We start from the raw sequence: 15,919 nt of genomic DNA, 5'->3' as shown, positions 1-15,919 counted from the left end.
GGGGCTTGGTGCTTTAGTTGGATGATGGCGATGAGATCGGCGGATTTGCGTCAATCTCATCAGCGATGTCGCGCCGCGATCAGGCGGTCAGCGCAATCAATTGCGCGCGTAGATCTGCAAGATGCCCATCCCACCCCTTATCAAGCGCCAAAAGCAAATCAAAGTCTTTCGCGCCACGCGGCAGGCCAGAATGCACCAGTGACACGCGTGTGCCTGGCTCTGCGTCTTTCAAGGTCCAAATGACTTTGGATTTGACGCCATCAAGCTGCGAAATCGTAAAGGTGTATTCCAAGCGCTCGTCTTCAGAAAAATCACGCACACGCCCCCAAACCAGTTTCTCACCGTTGTCACGGCCTGACATTTCAAAGTGCTCGCCCAAGGCCAATGGCGCTTTGGGGGCATGGAACCATGTCTTCAACAATTCAGGGTCTGTCAAATAGCCCCAAACCTGTGCACGTGATGCTTTGACGTAGATGGATTTTCTAAGGGTATTATCAGTCATTGGGGCGTCCTTTTTCTGGCGCAAATACGATACGTGGGATGCGCTTAAAAAACGGCGCCCGAGGGCAAATGATTATTTTGCCATTGTGCGCGCTTGTGCGGCGGCAGCGCGAATTTCTTCGGCGATTTCTTCAGCTTCCTCAGGGTCGAAATCCATCGGAATTTCCAAACCCTCGCCTTCGATATAGATGCGCACCATGCCAAGCGTGGTGGGGCCGATTTGGATGTTGGCTTCGATATCGCTTTCTTTATTGATGCTCATCATCTTGCTCCTTTGGATTAGCTTTTGAAATAGGCCCAAATCCTGTGCTGTGCAAGGGTGGGCTTTGGGCGGGTTGGGCGATCGAAAGGTGTCATCCGATTGCTGTAGATTGGTTGCGGTGAAAAAAATCACCAAATTGCACAATCTTGCTCTTGCATTCACCCAGCACCTTCCGTAAATCACCCCCAGCGTGCCGCCTTAGCTCAGTTGGTTAGAGCGCCTGATTGTGGATCAGGAGGTCCCTGGTTCGAGACCAGGAGGTGGTACCATTCCCCCTACATATACAGACAGTTTTATATGCTTTAACGGCCTGCCTGTGTTTGGCCTTTTGCGCGGGCCCTGTCATAACGCGCTGGACAGTCATCGCATAAGCATCATGAAAAAGGCGCAAAGCTGATGCCTGCGCCCTTTTTTTCTGACCTGCTTTTCCCTTAGATGATGTTCAACAATAAGGCGCGCGTGTTCTCGGGCGTCATCTCAATCGGATTGCCGCCCGTGCTTGGATCTTTCAAAGCGCCAGCCACAATGCGGTCTATGTCAGGATTTTCGATGCCCAGACCTGACAGGGTTTTGGGAATGCCCAGCGATGCATTCAGGTCTGCCACATAGGCACAAAACCCGTCAAAGCCGCCTGAAATATCAAGATAGCGCGCGGCCTGTTCAATCACGCCAGTGATCGCAGGTTTGTTAAATTGCAAAACCGCAGGCATGCAGACCGCATTGGTGGTGCCGTGATGGCTGTGATAGATCGCGCCAATGGGATGCGACAGCGCATGGATCGCGCCCAAGCCCTTTTGAAACCCCGTGGCGCCCATCAAAGCCGCAGACATCATATGGGCGCGGGCCTCTAAATCTGTGCCATCATTATAAGCGCGGGGCAGGTGGTCTTTGACCAAACGCATGCCTTCCAGCGCGATGCCCTGCGACATGGGGTGGTAATGGGGTGAACAATAGGCTTCGACGCAATGGGCGAAAGCATCAAGCCCCGTGCCTGCCGTGATGAAATTGGGCATACCTACGGTCAATTCAGGATCGCAAATCACGATTGTGGGCAAAATCTTGGGGTGAAAGATGATTTTCTTTTCCGCCGTTTCTGAATTGGTGATGACTGAAGCGCGCCCCACTTCTGAGCCTGTGCCAGCGGTGGTGGGCACAGCGATGATCGGCGCGATCGCATCTGCATCGGCGCGGGTCCACCAATCGCCTATGTCTTCGAAATCCCACAATGGGCGGCTTTGCCCTGCCATAAAGGCCACCACCTTGCCCAGATCCAAACCTGAACCACCGCCAAAGGCGATCACCCCGTCATGGCCGCCGTCTTTATAGGCCACGAGGCCTGCGGTGACGTTTTTTTCGTTAGGGTTGGGATCGACATCACAAAATAGCGCCGCCCCGAGGCCCGCAGCCTCAAGCAATGTCAGAGTATCTTTGGTGATCTGCATCGCGCCTAACCCGCGATCTGTGATCAAAAGTGGGCGGGTGATCCCTGCGCTTTTACAGGCCTCACCGATTTCCGATATGCGCCCTGCGCCAAAACGAATTGCAGTCGGGTAAGACCAATTTGCGATCATATTCATGGGCTTAGGCCTTTTTCAGGTGGTAGGATTTGGGGCGGGTCAGATTGTGATAACCGATGACAGACAATCCACCGCCGCGCCCAGTGTCTTTGCAGCCTGTCCAGCAGAGGGCAGGATCAAGGTAATCTGCGCGGTTCATAAACACGGTGCCTGTTTCGATTTGATCGGCAATAAATTCTGCGCGGTCTATGTCTTTGGTCCAAAGGGATGCGGTCAGGCCGAAATCGCTGTCATTCATTAGGCGGATGGCCTCAGAATCAGATTTTACAGGCATGATGCCCACGACAGGGCCAAAGCTTTCCTCGCGCATCACGCGCATGTCGTGGCGCACATTGGTCAAGATTTGCGGCATCAGATAAGCGCCGCCATCTTGAGGGAAATCTGCGGGGTCAATATGTGCTTTAGCGCCCTTGGCAATCGCATCGGCTGTCTGCGCGCGAACCTCATCGGCAAAGCGCACATGGGCCATCGGGCCAAGGGTCGTGGCTGCGTCCAATGGATTGCCCAGCTTGTAATTTTTGACGATGGTCACTGCTTTTTCCACGAAGGCGTCAAACAGGCTGTCATGCACATAGATGCGTTCGATGCCGCAACAGCATTGCCCAGAATTGAACATCGCCCCATCCATCAAGGTCTCCACCGCTGCATCGAGATCCGCGTCTTCCATCACATAGGCGGGGTCTTTGCCGCCCAGTTCCAACCCTAAACCTGTAAAGGTTCCGCTGGCTGCGGCTTCCATAGCTTTGCCGCCTGCAACAGACCCCGTGAAATTCACAAAATCAAAGTGACGCGCAGCAATCAAATCAGATGTGGTTTGGTGATCGAGAAACACGTTTTGAAACACGGCTTCAGGAATGCCAACGCTGTGAAAGGCCTGCGCCAAGCGTTCGCCCACCAAGAGCGTTTGCGAGGCATGTTTCAACATCACAGCATTGCCCGCAATCAATGCAGGGGCCACAGAGTTGATCGCCGTCATGTAAGGGTAATTCCACGGGGCCACGACCAAGATAACGCCATGCGGCACGCGTTTGATCACACGGCGAAAGTCAGCACTGTCTTCCACTTCGATGGGGGCAAGCGCCTCGGTTGCGATATCAGCCATATGGCTGGCGCGTTGTTCAAAGCCGCCAAATTCCCCGCCGTAGCGCACAGGGCGCCCCATTTGATGCGCCAGTTCTGGCACGATTTCATCATTCATAGCGCCGATTGCAGCCACGCCCGCACGCACAAGGGCTATGCGCTCATCCAGCGGGCGGGCGGCCCATGCTTTTTGCGCGGCGCGAGCATCCTCCACGGCACTTATGGCGGCCGCGCGGCTCAGGGCTTTGCGGGTGGCGTAGACCGACCCATCAATCGGAGAGGTGCAAATCAAGTCGGTCGGTGTCATAGGGGCCTCGAAAAACTGCGCTGACCCGCGCTTTGGGGATGTTTGGGGAACCGTTTGAAAGGCCGCGCTATTTACGCGGCTCTTTCCATTTCACGTTATACAGGTCGAGCCTACGGTCTTTGAGATTGCGCACCTCGCCTTGGGCGCGGGCGTGGCGCAGGTTGGACAGGTCCACATCGGCGACGATCACCATTTCGGCGTTTTCTGTTGCTTCTGCTGCGATGCCGTCGCGGGCAAATGTGAAATCGCTGGGCGTGTAGATCGCAGATTGCGCATAGTTGATGTCGATATTGGCCACGTTTTTCAAGTTGCCCACCATGCCTGAGGTCGCGACAAAAAGCTGGTTTTCAATCGCTCTGGCCTGACAGCAATATTTCACCCGCAAATGGCCTTGGCGCGTGTCTGTGCAATAGGGCACAAAGAGGATCTGTGCGCCTTGATCTGCCAATCTGCGACCGATTTCAGGGAATTCACTATCGTAGCAAATCATCACGCCAATCGGGCCACAATCGGTTTGGATTACATTGATTTCATCGCCACCTTGGATGCTCCACCAGTATTTTTCATCAGGGGTCGGGTGCAGCTTTTCTTGCATTTGCACAGACCCATCCCGCAAGAACACATAGCCGACGTTTTGAATATCGCCGTCGTCCGTTTTCGTTGGGTGTGACCCGCCAATGATGTTAATATTGCAGCGCACCGCCAGTTGCGACATATGCTGCACAAAGCGGTCCGTGTATTCGGTCATGCGCGCAATCGCCACATCGGGGGCGACCTCAGCTTCGCATGATAAAAGTTCAAGGCTGAACAATTCGGGGAAGAGCACAAAGTCGCCTTTGTAATCTGCTGCCACGCCGACAAAATAATCGAGTGCAGAGAAAAATTCATCGACATGGGTAATGGTGCGCGCCTGTTTTTGCACCGAAACGATGCGGACAAGATCGCGGTTCACGCGGCCAATCACCCCCGATGCTTCAGGCTCTGTATAGTCGTGGTTTTTCCAAACCATCAAGGTCGCATGCCCGCCAGAAGGCGTATCTGTTGGTGAATAGTTTTCCAACACGCCAGAGGGTTCGAACCCCATACGGCGGTGAAATGAGATCACGGAATCCTTGATTTTATTGTCGATGACGGCTTGCAAATAGTCCGCGGGATTGGGGTAAAGTTTGCGTTTTCGATCATAGCCAGGCATGCGCCCGCCAAATAAAATCCCTTTTAATTGAAGCTCTTGACACAGTTGCATCCGTGCATTGTACAGCCTGTTGCCAATCTTCAAGCGGCGCCTGTTGGGGTCAACGCAGACCTCCATCCCGTAGAGCCAATCGCCGTTTTCATCATGACGCGATAGATGCCCGTTGCCCGTGATCCCCACCCAATCATGGGGTTTAAAGGCTTGGGATTCAGTGATGCGAAAGGTCGCGGCATAGCCCACTATATCGCCATCAATCAGCACCACAAATTGACCTTCAGGGAACCTGTTGATCTGTCCGACCATCATACTGATCGTGTATGTATCTTCGTCGGGGTAGACGCGTTCGACCAGTGATCTGACGCTGGGAATGTCTTGATGGGTGAGATTGCGAACAACGACAGTGGATTTGGGTTTAGCGGGGGGCATATTTCGGTACTTTCAAGCGTGGCGATGACAACGCGATGTTGAGGTGAATTTGGTCGAATGATGACCTATTTCTTGAGCGACAAAAAGCGATTTCGCAGGAAGCTTTGCGTGGCGGTCTTGGTTGCCTCATACCGTTCTGCAGTGCTGGGGGGCAGGGGGCGTGTCATCGATCGCTCGTGTTGCTTGTGCAAGATTTGCACAAGATTGCGCGATCCATTGCGCCAAGAGCTGGGCCATGTCTTTTTGCTGCTGGTCGGTTGTGATCAGGTCGTTGCGAATTTCTAGCATCACGTTGGGCAAACCTGCGGGCAGGGCATGGGTTTGTAAGGTATGGGTGACGCCATCTTCTGGGCCGTAGGGCGCATTGCGTTGCACAGTGCCTGGGTAAAAATGCGTCGCGCTCTCCAGCATGGCATCGGCCAAACGGCTGTCTGTATCATGTAAAATGCCTATCTCCAGATCGCGTTTTTGGCCGTGATACACTGGGGTAAAGCTGTGAATAGTGACGATAATAGGACATCTGGTTTTCGCTACCTGCGCAGAAACTGCCGCGTGAAACGGGGTGTAGTAGGTGGTGATGCGCGCATCGCGATCTGCTTGGCTGAGATTTTTATTGCCTGGAATGTCGATGATTTCGCTGCGCTCAGGCATAGCATCAGGCGCATAGGGCGGACGGTTGCAGTCATAGACAAGCCGCGACACGGCCCCTACAATTGCGACTGCATTCAAGTGTTGCGATAGATATTTTGTAAGACCTATCGCGCCGATATCCCATGCTGCGTGGCTTTTTTGATCTAGCTCAGATAGGCCCAAACCATTGAAAGTAAGTGGAATATATGGTGTTGCATGTTCGCAAACCAATAGGATTGACGATCTGCCTGTTGCGTTCAAAACGAAATCCAATGGGGAATGGTCAGTGCTATGCGTTGGCATGAATGTGTCTCCAGTTGAATAAATCTCTTGCCAATACTGCAGACTGTCAACACAAATATGATAAAAATATATCAAAATGAATTACGATATTATTTATTTTATCAAAATTAGAGGGCGCAGCCGATGTCGCAAAATTCATTGACCATTTCTGACCGCATTCAAAATCATCTTGATGATCTAACACGGGCTGAACGTCAGCTGGCGCATTCCATTTTGGAGAACTATCCTGCATCGGGGCTCGGCCCTTTAAGTGCCTTGGCCAAGGATGCGAAAGTTTCAGTGCCGACAGTTGCGCGCATGGTGCAAAAACTTGGGTTCAACGGCTATTTGGATTTTCAAACGGAATTGCGCGAAGAACTGAAAGCCAAGGTGCAAGACCCGATTGCCAAGCACGATACATGGGCCGAAGCTGCGCCCACAGAACATGTGCTCAACAGTTTTACGGATGCGGTGATCCATAATATCCGACAAAGCTTGGCGCACATCGATCCCGTTGCCTTTGATCAAGCCTGTGCTTTGATCGCGGACAAGCAACATTCATTATGCATCACGGGCGGGCGTTTGACTCAGACTTTGGCTGAGTATTTCTTTTCGCATCTGCAAGTGGTGCGCCCGAAGGTGACGCATATTCAATCGTCCTCGAGCGCTTGGCCGCATTATTTGCTGGATATGAAAAAAGACGATGTCTTGGTGATATTTGACATGAGGCGCTATGAAAACAATTCGTTCAAACTGGCGCAAATGGCGCATGAGAAAGGGGCTAAAGTGATCTTGATCACCGATCAGTGGCGTTCGCCGATCCATCAGATTGCCGACTTCAGCTTTAGTTGCCGCATTGTGGTGCCCTCTGCTTGGGATTCCGCTGTGACACCGCTTTTGTTGTTAGAAACCATGATTTCGACGGTACAAAACCTTACCTGGGGCGAAACAAAAGGCAGGATAAAGGCCTTGGAAGATATGTTCGACCAAACCAAGCAGTTTCGAAAGTTCACATAAAAACGCCCGCGACCTGATGTGGCGCGGGCGTTTTAGGTTGCCTTGGCTGCTTTAGCTGGCTTTAGGGCCGTAACCACCACCACCTGGCGTTTTTAGCACAAAGACATCATTCACAAGCATGTTCACAGCGTCATTCCCCTCAAGGGAAAGCTGGGCCCCATTGGCGCGGATCACCGAATTTTCGCCCACTTGACCCGTTTCGCCGCCCGCAGCCCCTTGGGTCGGGATTTTGCGATGCGATGACAAAACCGTCACCGTCATATTTTCGAGGAAGCGTAATTTGCGGATAATTCCGTTGCCGCCTGTCCACTGACCCGCACCGCCCGAGCCCTGACGGATCGAAAATTCATCGACGCGCACAGGGAAACGCGTTTCCAAGACTTCAGGATCTGTCATGCGCGTGTTGGTCATATGGGTGTGCACGGCACTGGCGCCATCAAACCCATTGCCTGCACCCGCACCCCCACAGATGGTTTCGTAGTTTTGGTAGGTGTCATTGCCGTAAACGAAATTGTTCATCGTGCCTTGGCTGCCTGCAATCACGCCCAAAGCGCCGTAAAGCGTATCGGCGATGGCTTGGCTGACTTCTGTATTGCCTGAAATCACCGCAGCAGGACTGCGTGGATTGATCATACTGCCTTCGGGCACGTTCAATGTAAGCGGTTTCATGCAGCCTTCGTTCATGGGAATATTCGACCCAACAAGCGTGCGGAAAACATATAGAACGACAGCGCTACAGATCGATTTGGGCGCGTTGTAATTCAGCGCGTCTTGGTCTGATGTGCCTGTGAAATCGATCATGGCCTCGCGCTTGGCTTTGTCTACCGTGATGGCCACTTGGATTTGCGCTCCGCTATCCAATGGGTAGGTGAAGTTGCAGTCATGCAAAACATCCAAGACGCGGCGCACGCTTTCTTCGGCATTGTCTTGAACATGGCCCATGTAAGCATGCACGACTTCAAGCCCAAATTGTTCGGTGATCTTGGTTAGCTCTTGCACGCCAGTTTCATTGGCAGCGATTTGCGCGGCCAAATCGGCCATGTTTTGATCAATATTGCGGCAGGGGTATTTGCCTGACGCCAAAAGAGCACGCGTTTCAGCATGTTGCAATTCACCCTGTTTTACCAATCGGAAATTGTCGATCAACACGCCTTCATGTTCGATATGTGAGCTATCGGGCGGGGCCGATCCTGGTGTGGTGCCGCCGATATCCGCGTGGTGACCACGTGATCCGACTGTGTAGATAATGTTTTCGCCTGCCGCATCAAAGACAGGTGTAATCACGGTCACGTCGGGCAAATGGGTGCCGCCATTGAACGGGTTGTTCATCATAAACACATCGCCGGGGCAAATATCGCCTGCGTTTTGCTCTAATATTTTGCGCACGGAATCGGACATAGAGCCAAGGTGCACGGGCACATGCGGCGCATTGGCTACAAGATCGCCATTGGCATCAAAGATAGCACAGGAAAAATCGTAGCGTTCTTTGATGTTTACAGAGTAGGCCGTGTTGGCCAAGGTCGCGCCCATTTGTTCGGCGATGGACATATATAGGTTGTTGAACACTTCCAGCATGACCGGATCGACAGATGTGCCGATCGCTTCGCGGCGCGCCAAAGGCACAACGCGGCGCAAGATCAAATTGCCGCCTGCTGCGCATTCTGCCTGCCATCCGTCTTCCAATATATTGGTGCCAGTCGGTTCCGTTAAAATCGCAGGGCCATCAACCTTGTCGCCTAAGCCCAAATTGCTGCGATTCACCAAGGGCACCTCACGCCATTCGCCTTTGCTAAACATCTTGGCAGTGCGCTGGTTTTCGGCACTGATCGTATCGGGCAAAACCACAGTTTCGCCTGTAGATCCGATGGCTTCGGCCACCAAAAGATCAATGATCAGCTCGTCATATTGGGGCACAAAGCCAAAGCGTTGCTGGTGCGCCTCATGAAAGGCTTGGGTCATCGCATCCGCGTCACCGTAAGGCACTTCAAGGGTTTGATGCGCGCCGTCTGTGCGAATATGAGCACTGACAATGATGGAGACATCATCTGACGCAATACCTTGATCTGTAACTTCTTTTGTCGCTTTTTGGGTCAAGGTGTCGACGGCTGATTGCGCTTGGTCCAAGGCCGTCAAAGCTTTGGCAAATTGGTATTCATGGATGGCACGCACATCGGCCAACCCCATGCCAAAGGCAGAAAGAACGCCTGCGAAGGGATGGATATAAATGCTTTCCATACCCAAGGCATCGGCCACGAGACAGGCGTGTTGGCCGCCCGCGCCGCCAAAGCAATTCATCGTGTATTTGGTCACGTCATACCCACGTTGAACGCTGATTTTCTTGATCGCTTGCGCCATGTTTTCAACAGCGATGCGCAAGAATCCTTCTGCGATTTCTTCAACGGATTTGCCACCACCGATCTCTTTGGCCAGCGCTTCAAATTTGTCCCGCACCGCCTGTGCATCAAGGGGGTCGTCAGCGTTCGGGCCAAAGACAGATGGGAATTCAGAGGGCTGCAATTTGCCCAAGAGCACGTTACAATCGGTCACAGTCAAAGGTCCGCCACGGCGGTAGGCGCAGGGACCAGGGTTGGCGCCAGCACTTTCGGGGCCGACCTGCATACGTCCATCTTTATAGGACAGGATCGATCCGCCGCCAGCTGCGACCGTGTGGATTGACATCATCGGGGCACGCATGCGCACGCCCGCCACTTCTGTCTCGAAGCTGCGTTCAAATTCGCCTGCATAGTGACAGACATCAGTGGATGTGCCGCCCATGTCAAAGCCGATCAATTTGTCAAAGCCTTGGGAGGCGGCCGTGCGCACCATCCCAACCACGCCACCCGCGGGGCCTGACAAAATGGCGTCTTTGCCTTGGAACATGCGCGCATCGGTCAAACCGCCGCTGGATTGCATGAACATCAAGCTGTCGCAGCCGCCGTTTTCTGCGTTCAAAGCATTGGCGACTTGTTCGACATAGCGGCGTAAAATGGGGGAAAGATAGGCATCTACCACGGCCGTATCCCCGCGAGAGACCAATTTGATCAGCGGGCTGGCTTTGTGGCTCAGCGAAACTTGCGTAAAGCCGATGTCTTGTGCCAATGCGCCCAATTTTATTTCGTGGTCCGTGTATTTATAGCCATGCATAAGCGCGATCGCGACTGAACGCAGACCAGCATCATAGGCATTTTGCAACTCTGTCCGTGCTGATTCGAGATCCAAAGGGGTGATGATTTTCCCATCTGCATCGACGCGTTCATTCACTTCAATTGCCTCTTTATACAGCAGTTCAGGCAATTGAATGTTGAGGTCGAACAGGTCAGGGCGGTTCTGATAGCCGATGCGCAAAAGGTCTCTTAAGCCTTTGGTGATCATCAAAACGGTGGGTTCACCTTTGCGCTCCAAAAGCGCGTTTGTGGCAACGGTGGTTCCCATCTTCACCGCAGAAATCTTACCAGTTTCAATATCTTGCGATCCTTCGAGACCCAAGAGTGATTTGATTCCATGGACCGCCGCGTCGGGATAAATCTCGGAATTTTCTGACAGAAGCTTGTGGGTCAATAATCCGCCGTCAGGCTTGCGCGCAACGATATCTGTAAAGGTGCCGCCGCGATCCACCCAGAACTGCCATTTTTTTGTGCAGGTATCAGCCATCTCTATCTCCAAGAATCAATTCGTTATTGATTTATGCGTATAACGCTGACAAATTGTCAATGTAATGAAATCGAATAGATTCGCACAAAGCATTTAACAACACCAACACGGAGAGACACATGAAACACTTTATCCTTACCTCGGCAGCCTTGATGATGACGACGGCAGCCTATGCAGACAAATGGGACATGCCGACCCCCTACGGCGACAGCACGTTTCACACACAAAATATCATTCAGTTCGCAACCGACGTGCGTACAGCGACAGACGGCGATTTGGACATCACAGTGCATTCCGCAGGCTCATTGATCCCGCACGCTGAAATCAAATCCGCAGTGCGCGGTCGCCAAGTGCAAATCGGTGAATTCTTTTTGTCACGCCTATCCAACGAAGATGCCGCTTATGGGCTCGATAGCCAACCGTTCTTGGCGACCAGCTATGAGGACGCGCAAAAATTATGGGATGTTCAAAGCCCAGTTGTCACAGATCTTTTGGCGCAAGAAGGCCTGATGCCTTTGTTCTCAGTGCCGTGGCCTGCTCAGGGTTTGTACACAACTGGCGAAATCAAAACAGTTGAAGATCTCAACGGCAAACGTTTCCGCGCATACAATGCAGCGCTTGAAGAATTCGCAACTTTGGCAGGTGCAGCCCCTGTTCAAGTCGAAGCGCCTGACTTGCCGCAAGCCTTTTCCACAGGTCAGGTCGATGCGATGATCACGTCACCCTCAACAGGTGTTAACTCTACCGCTTGGGATTTTGTATCTCACTACTCTGCGATCAACGCTTGGGTGCCTAAAAACATCGTGGTCGTGAATAAACGCGTTTTTGATGGCTTGGATGAAGATGTGCAAGCTGCAGTTCTTGACGCTGCTGCCACAGCGCAAACGCGCGGTTGGGAGATGTCAAAAGCAGAAGCGATCAGTATGACTGAGGCATTGGACGTTAACGGCATGTCGGTTTACGAGCCCAGTGCAGAATTGACCGCTGGTCTACAAGAAATCGGTGCGACCATGTTGGAAAGCCTGCGCGCGACGGCTTCTGAAGATGCAATCGCGATCCTCGACGCATACGCTCAATAAAGCCAAAGCGTTTCTTGGTCGGCAGCCATAGTGCTGTCGACCATTTTTGCATCTTTATGCATCTTTAGAGGGGAAATTTCGACGATGGGCCGTCAACTTCAAAAACTTTACGATGTCTGCGGCATGGTGTCGGGTGGTTTGATCTTGTGCATTTGTTTGCTGATCTCTGGGCAGATTTTATTGAACGGGGCCAGTCGACTTGCCCCTGGTGTTTTGCCAACAACTATTCCGTCCTATGCTGATTTTTCAGGCTTTATGCTTGCGGGGGCCAGCTTTCTCGCCATGGCGCATACGCTGCGGGCAGGGGGGCATATTCGGGTCAACCTTGTGTCCAGCCGAATGCCGCAAAATGTTCAATTTGTACTTGAAGGCTTTGTCCTACTGCTTGCCATTGCCTTGCTTGGTTTTCTGACATGGTTCATGGGGGCATTGGTTTTGGAAAGCTTCCATTACAATGACGTGTCCAGTGGGATCATTCCCGTGCCATTGTGGATGCCGCAAAGCATTGCTGCATTTGGCTCTTTCTTGTTGCTGGTGTCAGTTGTTCACACATTCGTCGATTTAATCCGTGCGAAAGCGCCTGTGCTTTCAACGCCAGATGAGGTGTAAACATGTCTGATCCATTTATTGCACTTACACTTTTGGTTTTGTTGATCGGCCTTTTGGCGGCAGGCGTTTGGGTTGCTGTCGCCTTAACCTTGGTGGGTCTCTCGGCTTTGGTGTTTTTCTCTAATGCGCCTGCAGGTTTGATCTTGGCGACCACATTCTGGGGGCATTCATATAGTTGGTCTTTGACGGCTTTGCCCTTGTTTATATTAATGGGAGAAATCCTGCTCAGGTCACGCATGAGCGACGACATGTTTTCGGGCCTTGTGCCATGGCTAAGCCGTGCGCCTGGTCGCTTGCTGCATGTTAATATTTTTGGCTGTGCTATTTTCGCGGCTGTGTCGGGATCGTCTGCGGCAACGGCGGCCACCATCGGGCGCATGTCAGTGCCAGAATTGACCAAACGGGGTTATCCTGAAAGCTTGATTTTGGGCACTCTTGCAGGGTCAGCCACTTTGGGGCTTTTGATCCCACCTTCGATTATTTTGATCGTTTACGGCGTGGCGACCGAGCAGTCTATTGCGCGTCTTTTTGTTGCGGGCATCTTGCCTGGTCTTATGTTGATTGGTCTGTTTGCGGCCTATGTTGCCGTACGCGCTTGGATGAATCCTGCTTTGATCCCAACAATCGATGAAAAGTTTTCGTTCTGGGAAAAAGTTAAAGCATCCAAACGCTTAATCCCTGTTGGTTTGCTGATTGGCGGAGTGATCGGGTCCATTTACGGCGGGCTTGCATCGCCCACAGACGCCGCAGCGTTGGGAGTGGTTCTGGCGACGGTTCTCGCCTTTGCATCGGGGGCTTTCTCGTGGCGTTTGTTTTTTGACGCTGTGATGTCAGCCACGCGCACCTCATGCATGATCGCCTTGATTTTGCTGGGCGCTGCGTTTTTGTCGGTGGCGATGGGGTTTACAGGATTGCCGCGTAATTTGGCGACTTGGATTTCCGAAATGAACCTGTCAGCGGGGGCTTTATTGGTCGCCTTGACGATTTTCTTTATCATCCTTGGGTGTTTTTTGGATGGTATTTCAGTGATTGTGTTAACCACATCCATCATCATGCCAATGGTTGCAGCCGTTGGAATTGATCCCTTGTGGTTCGGAATTTACTTGGTGGTCGTGGTGGAAATGAGTCAGATTACGCCGCCTGTTGGGTTCAATCTGTTTGTCATCCAAGGGCTCACGGGAATCGACATTTTGCGCATCGCAAAAGCCGCATTCCCGTTTTTCCTATTGCTCTTATTGGGCGTTGTTTTGATCTGCATTTTCCCGCAAATCGTTACAGTTTTGCCGAATATGATGGGCAATTAAAGCGAAGCAGCTGCGCGGCTGGCTTGTTCATAGTGCCCTGACAGGGCACGCAAGTTGGCCGCGAGTTCGCGCATTTCTTCCCCTGTTAGTCCGACGCGCGACAGGCCATCCAAAAAGCACCCTTCCCGCACAGTGCGGTAGGCTTGGCACAGTTCTTTTCCCTTTTCCGAGGCGCTGTAAAAGACTTCCTTGCCGCGCTTTTCCGATGTCAAAAGTTCCATCTTCAAGAGTTTGCGCAGGGCATAATTCACCGTATGCGTATCTTCGATGTTCAAAAGAAAACAGATGTCAGTCAAACGCTTGTCGCGGGCACGATGGTTCGAATTGTGCAAGACGAGAATTTCCAAAGGTGTCAAATCGGTATTGCCCGCCGCAGACATGCAACGGGTCATCCAGCGTGAGAAAGCATTATAGGCAATGATCATGCCGTATTCGACTTCTGAAGCTTCCCAATTTTCGCCATCGGCCAAGTGGCGTGAAGAAACGATACGGCGTGAGGTGGGTTCTGAAGAGGACATTGACTATACCTTTCGATTTCGCGGACGTTAAGTTTACGAAACGCAGGCGAATTTTCCAAGTCTTTTGGTTAAATCAATGTTGGATCGGCAATTCTATTGCGTGGCTGATTGGATTTCGACAGTTTGACGCAGCTCGCCAGTGGTCGCATCAAAGATCAGAAAAGCGTTTTTATCGGTGACGATGCCAACCCAATCAGGGCCACGGGTAAAGTTTTGCGCTGAAATGCCCGCAGGCAAAGTGATATTTTCAGGGAAATCATAGCTTACAGGGGCGTTCAACGTGGGGAAACGGGTGACAAGCAGCCCGATCAGGAGTAGGAACCCCAAAATCATCACGACCAAAAGCGATGTCACCAAACGGCGCATTAAAGTCAGCCCCGCCATCGCTTTCGGATCACCCCAATTGTTTTCGGTCGCAAGATCGCCTTTTACCGGATCAGTCATGTCTCTCAGCGCTCCTGTCGTCACAGTCGAATTTACCATCGCGGAAAACCCGCCTAATCGTCTTGATAAAGCGATTGCGCGCGATGTACCAGCCGAGGCTTTGCTCTCTCGGTCTCGTTTGGCGAAATTGATCGCCGAAGGTGCGGTTGTGGTCAATGGCAAGCCTGCGCTGGATCAAAAAGCCAAGATTGCCGAGGGCGCGCAGGTGATAATCACGGTCGAACAGCCCACTGAAAGTCACTTGGTGGCTGAGGATATACCGCTCGATGTGATCTATGAAGATGATGATCTCATCGTGGTGAACAAGCCTGTGGGCATGGTTGTCCATCCTGCACCTGGTTCGCCGAGCGGCACTTTGGTCAATGCTTTAATGCATCATTGTGGTGACAGCCTGTCTGGAATTGGCGGTGAAAAGCGCCCTGGTATTGTCCACCGCATTGATAAAGACACATCGGGGCTTTTGGTTGTGGCCAAAAGTGATGTGGCACATCAAAGTCTGGCCAAGCAGTTTGAAAAGCACACAGTAGAGCGCAAATACACGGCGCTGGTTTACAGTATGCCGGACATCATGGACCCGCGCTTGCGCGGTGTGAAGGGGGTCAGCTTTGAAGGCTCAAACATTCTGCGCATCACCACGATGTTGGGGCGTCACAAGCATGATCGTCAAAAACAAGCCGTCTCCTTTACTGAGGGGCGGCATGCGATCACCCGCGCGCGTGTGGTCGATACATTCGGCACCCCTGTGCAATTATCCTTGGTGGAATGTTGGTTGGAAACGGGACGCACCCATCAGATCCGCGTGCATATGACCCATGCAGGCCATGGTTTGATTGGCGATCAGACCTATGGCGGCAAGCGCAAACTGTCGCATAAAGCGGGCGTGAGCGATGCTGCGCGCGAAGCTGTGGCAGCTTTTCCACGTCAGGCTTTGCATGCTGCGGTTTTGGGGTTTGTGCATCCTGTCACGGGCGAGGACATTCGGTTTGAAGCACCTTTGCCAGCCGATATGGCTGATCTGATCGAGCTTTTGCGCTAATTTG

Annotated in this window: 14 protein-coding genes and 1 tRNA gene; 6 read left to right on the top strand and 9 right to left on the bottom strand. The window is 52.3% G+C overall.

Features of this window, described 5'->3' with window-relative positions:
• Positions 1-79 precede the first annotated feature (79 nt).
• Both EDD53_RS05480 and EDD53_RS05475 read right to left on the bottom strand, forming a co-directional pair.
• Positions 80-502, bottom strand: a complete 423-nt coding sequence (locus EDD53_RS05480; protein WP_123792152.1) for an SRPBCC family protein — start codon at positions 500-502, stop codon at positions 80-82.
• Positions 503-574: 72 nt separating this feature from the next.
• Positions 575-763: a DUF6324 family protein gene (locus tag EDD53_RS05475; protein ID WP_123792151.1), complete on the bottom strand. Its 189-nt coding sequence runs from the start codon at positions 761-763 to the stop codon at positions 575-577.
• 192 nt (positions 764-955) lie between these two features.
• Here EDD53_RS05475 and EDD53_RS05470 point away from each other — a divergent pair.
• Positions 956-1,032: transfer RNA gene (locus tag EDD53_RS05470), tRNA-His, on the top strand.
• 162 nt (positions 1,033-1,194) lie between these two features.
• On the opposite strand, the gene EDD53_RS05465 is transcribed toward EDD53_RS05470, so the two are convergent.
• From EDD53_RS05465 to EDD53_RS05450, 4 genes are all read right to left on the bottom strand, one after another.
• Entirely contained in the window at positions 1,195-2,340 is a 1,146-nt protein-coding gene (locus EDD53_RS05465) for an iron-containing alcohol dehydrogenase (protein WP_123792150.1), read from the bottom strand.
• Between the two features lie 4 nt (positions 2,341-2,344).
• Positions 2,345-3,727: an aldehyde dehydrogenase family protein gene (locus EDD53_RS05460; protein ID WP_123792149.1), complete on the bottom strand. Its 1,383-nt coding sequence runs from the start codon at positions 3,725-3,727 to the stop codon at positions 2,345-2,347.
• A 67-nt stretch (positions 3,728-3,794) separates the two neighbouring features.
• The gene (locus tag EDD53_RS05455) at positions 3,795-5,345 is read right to left on the bottom strand and encodes a bifunctional GNAT family N-acetyltransferase/carbon-nitrogen hydrolase family protein (RefSeq protein ID WP_123792148.1); all 1,551 of its coding nucleotides are present in this window, start codon (positions 5,343-5,345) and stop codon (positions 3,795-3,797) included.
• 126 nt (positions 5,346-5,471) lie between these two features.
• Positions 5,472-6,278 (bottom strand): N-formylglutamate amidohydrolase, encoded by an 807-nt coding sequence (locus tag EDD53_RS05450; protein WP_123792147.1) that lies wholly within the window; start codon positions 6,276-6,278, stop codon positions 5,472-5,474.
• Between the two features lie 123 nt (positions 6,279-6,401).
• Between EDD53_RS05450 and EDD53_RS05445 the strand changes: the two genes are divergently transcribed.
• A complete protein-coding gene (locus EDD53_RS05445) occupies positions 6,402-7,274 on the top strand; it encodes a MurR/RpiR family transcriptional regulator (RefSeq protein ID WP_123792146.1) in 873 nt (290 codons plus the stop codon).
• A 51-nt stretch (positions 7,275-7,325) separates the two neighbouring features.
• Here the strand turns inward: EDD53_RS05445 and EDD53_RS05440 are convergent, their stop codons facing one another.
• On the bottom strand, positions 7,326-10,925 hold the full coding sequence (locus tag EDD53_RS05440; RefSeq protein WP_123792145.1) for a hydantoinase B/oxoprolinase family protein: 3,600 nt from the start codon (positions 10,923-10,925) through the stop codon (positions 7,326-7,328).
• Between the two features lie 119 nt (positions 10,926-11,044).
• On the opposite strand from EDD53_RS05440, the gene EDD53_RS05435 reads away from it, so the two are divergent.
• The 3 genes from EDD53_RS05435 to EDD53_RS05425 all read left to right on the top strand — a co-directional run bounded on the left by EDD53_RS05435 (position 11,045) and on the right by EDD53_RS05425 (position 13,917).
• Positions 11,045-12,004, top strand: a complete 960-nt coding sequence (locus EDD53_RS05435) for a TRAP transporter substrate-binding protein (RefSeq protein ID WP_123792144.1) — start codon at positions 11,045-11,047, stop codon at positions 12,002-12,004.
• Between the two features lie 84 nt (positions 12,005-12,088).
• Positions 12,089-12,613 (top strand): TRAP transporter small permease, encoded by a 525-nt coding sequence (locus tag EDD53_RS05430; RefSeq protein ID WP_246002224.1) that lies wholly within the window; start codon positions 12,089-12,091, stop codon positions 12,611-12,613.
• A gap of 2 nt (positions 12,614-12,615) precedes the next feature.
• Positions 12,616-13,917, top strand: a complete 1,302-nt coding sequence (locus EDD53_RS05425; RefSeq protein ID WP_123792143.1) for a TRAP transporter large permease — start codon at positions 12,616-12,618, stop codon at positions 13,915-13,917.
• Here EDD53_RS05425 and EDD53_RS05420 read toward each other — a convergent pair.
• A complete protein-coding gene (locus EDD53_RS05420; protein WP_123792142.1) occupies positions 13,914-14,435 on the bottom strand; it encodes a winged helix DNA-binding protein in 522 nt (173 codons plus the stop codon). The genes EDD53_RS05425 and EDD53_RS05420 overlap by 4 nt on opposite strands.
• Before the next feature lie 93 nt (positions 14,436-14,528).
• Positions 14,529-14,879, bottom strand: a complete 351-nt coding sequence (locus EDD53_RS05415; protein ID WP_246002223.1) for a DUF6476 family protein — start codon at positions 14,877-14,879, stop codon at positions 14,529-14,531.
• Here EDD53_RS05415 and EDD53_RS05410 point away from each other — a divergent pair.
• Positions 14,878-15,915: an RluA family pseudouridine synthase gene (locus EDD53_RS05410; protein ID WP_123792141.1), complete on the top strand. Its 1,038-nt coding sequence runs from the start codon at positions 14,878-14,880 to the stop codon at positions 15,913-15,915. The genes EDD53_RS05415 and EDD53_RS05410 overlap by 2 nt on opposite strands.
• Positions 15,916-15,919 lie beyond the last annotated feature (4 nt).

It is taken from the genome of Pacificibacter maritimus (assembly GCF_003814915.1).
Taxonomy (GTDB): Bacteria; Pseudomonadota; Alphaproteobacteria; order Rhodobacterales; family Rhodobacteraceae; genus Celeribacter; species Celeribacter maritimus.
This window is presented reverse-complemented; position numbering and strand designations above follow the sequence as displayed.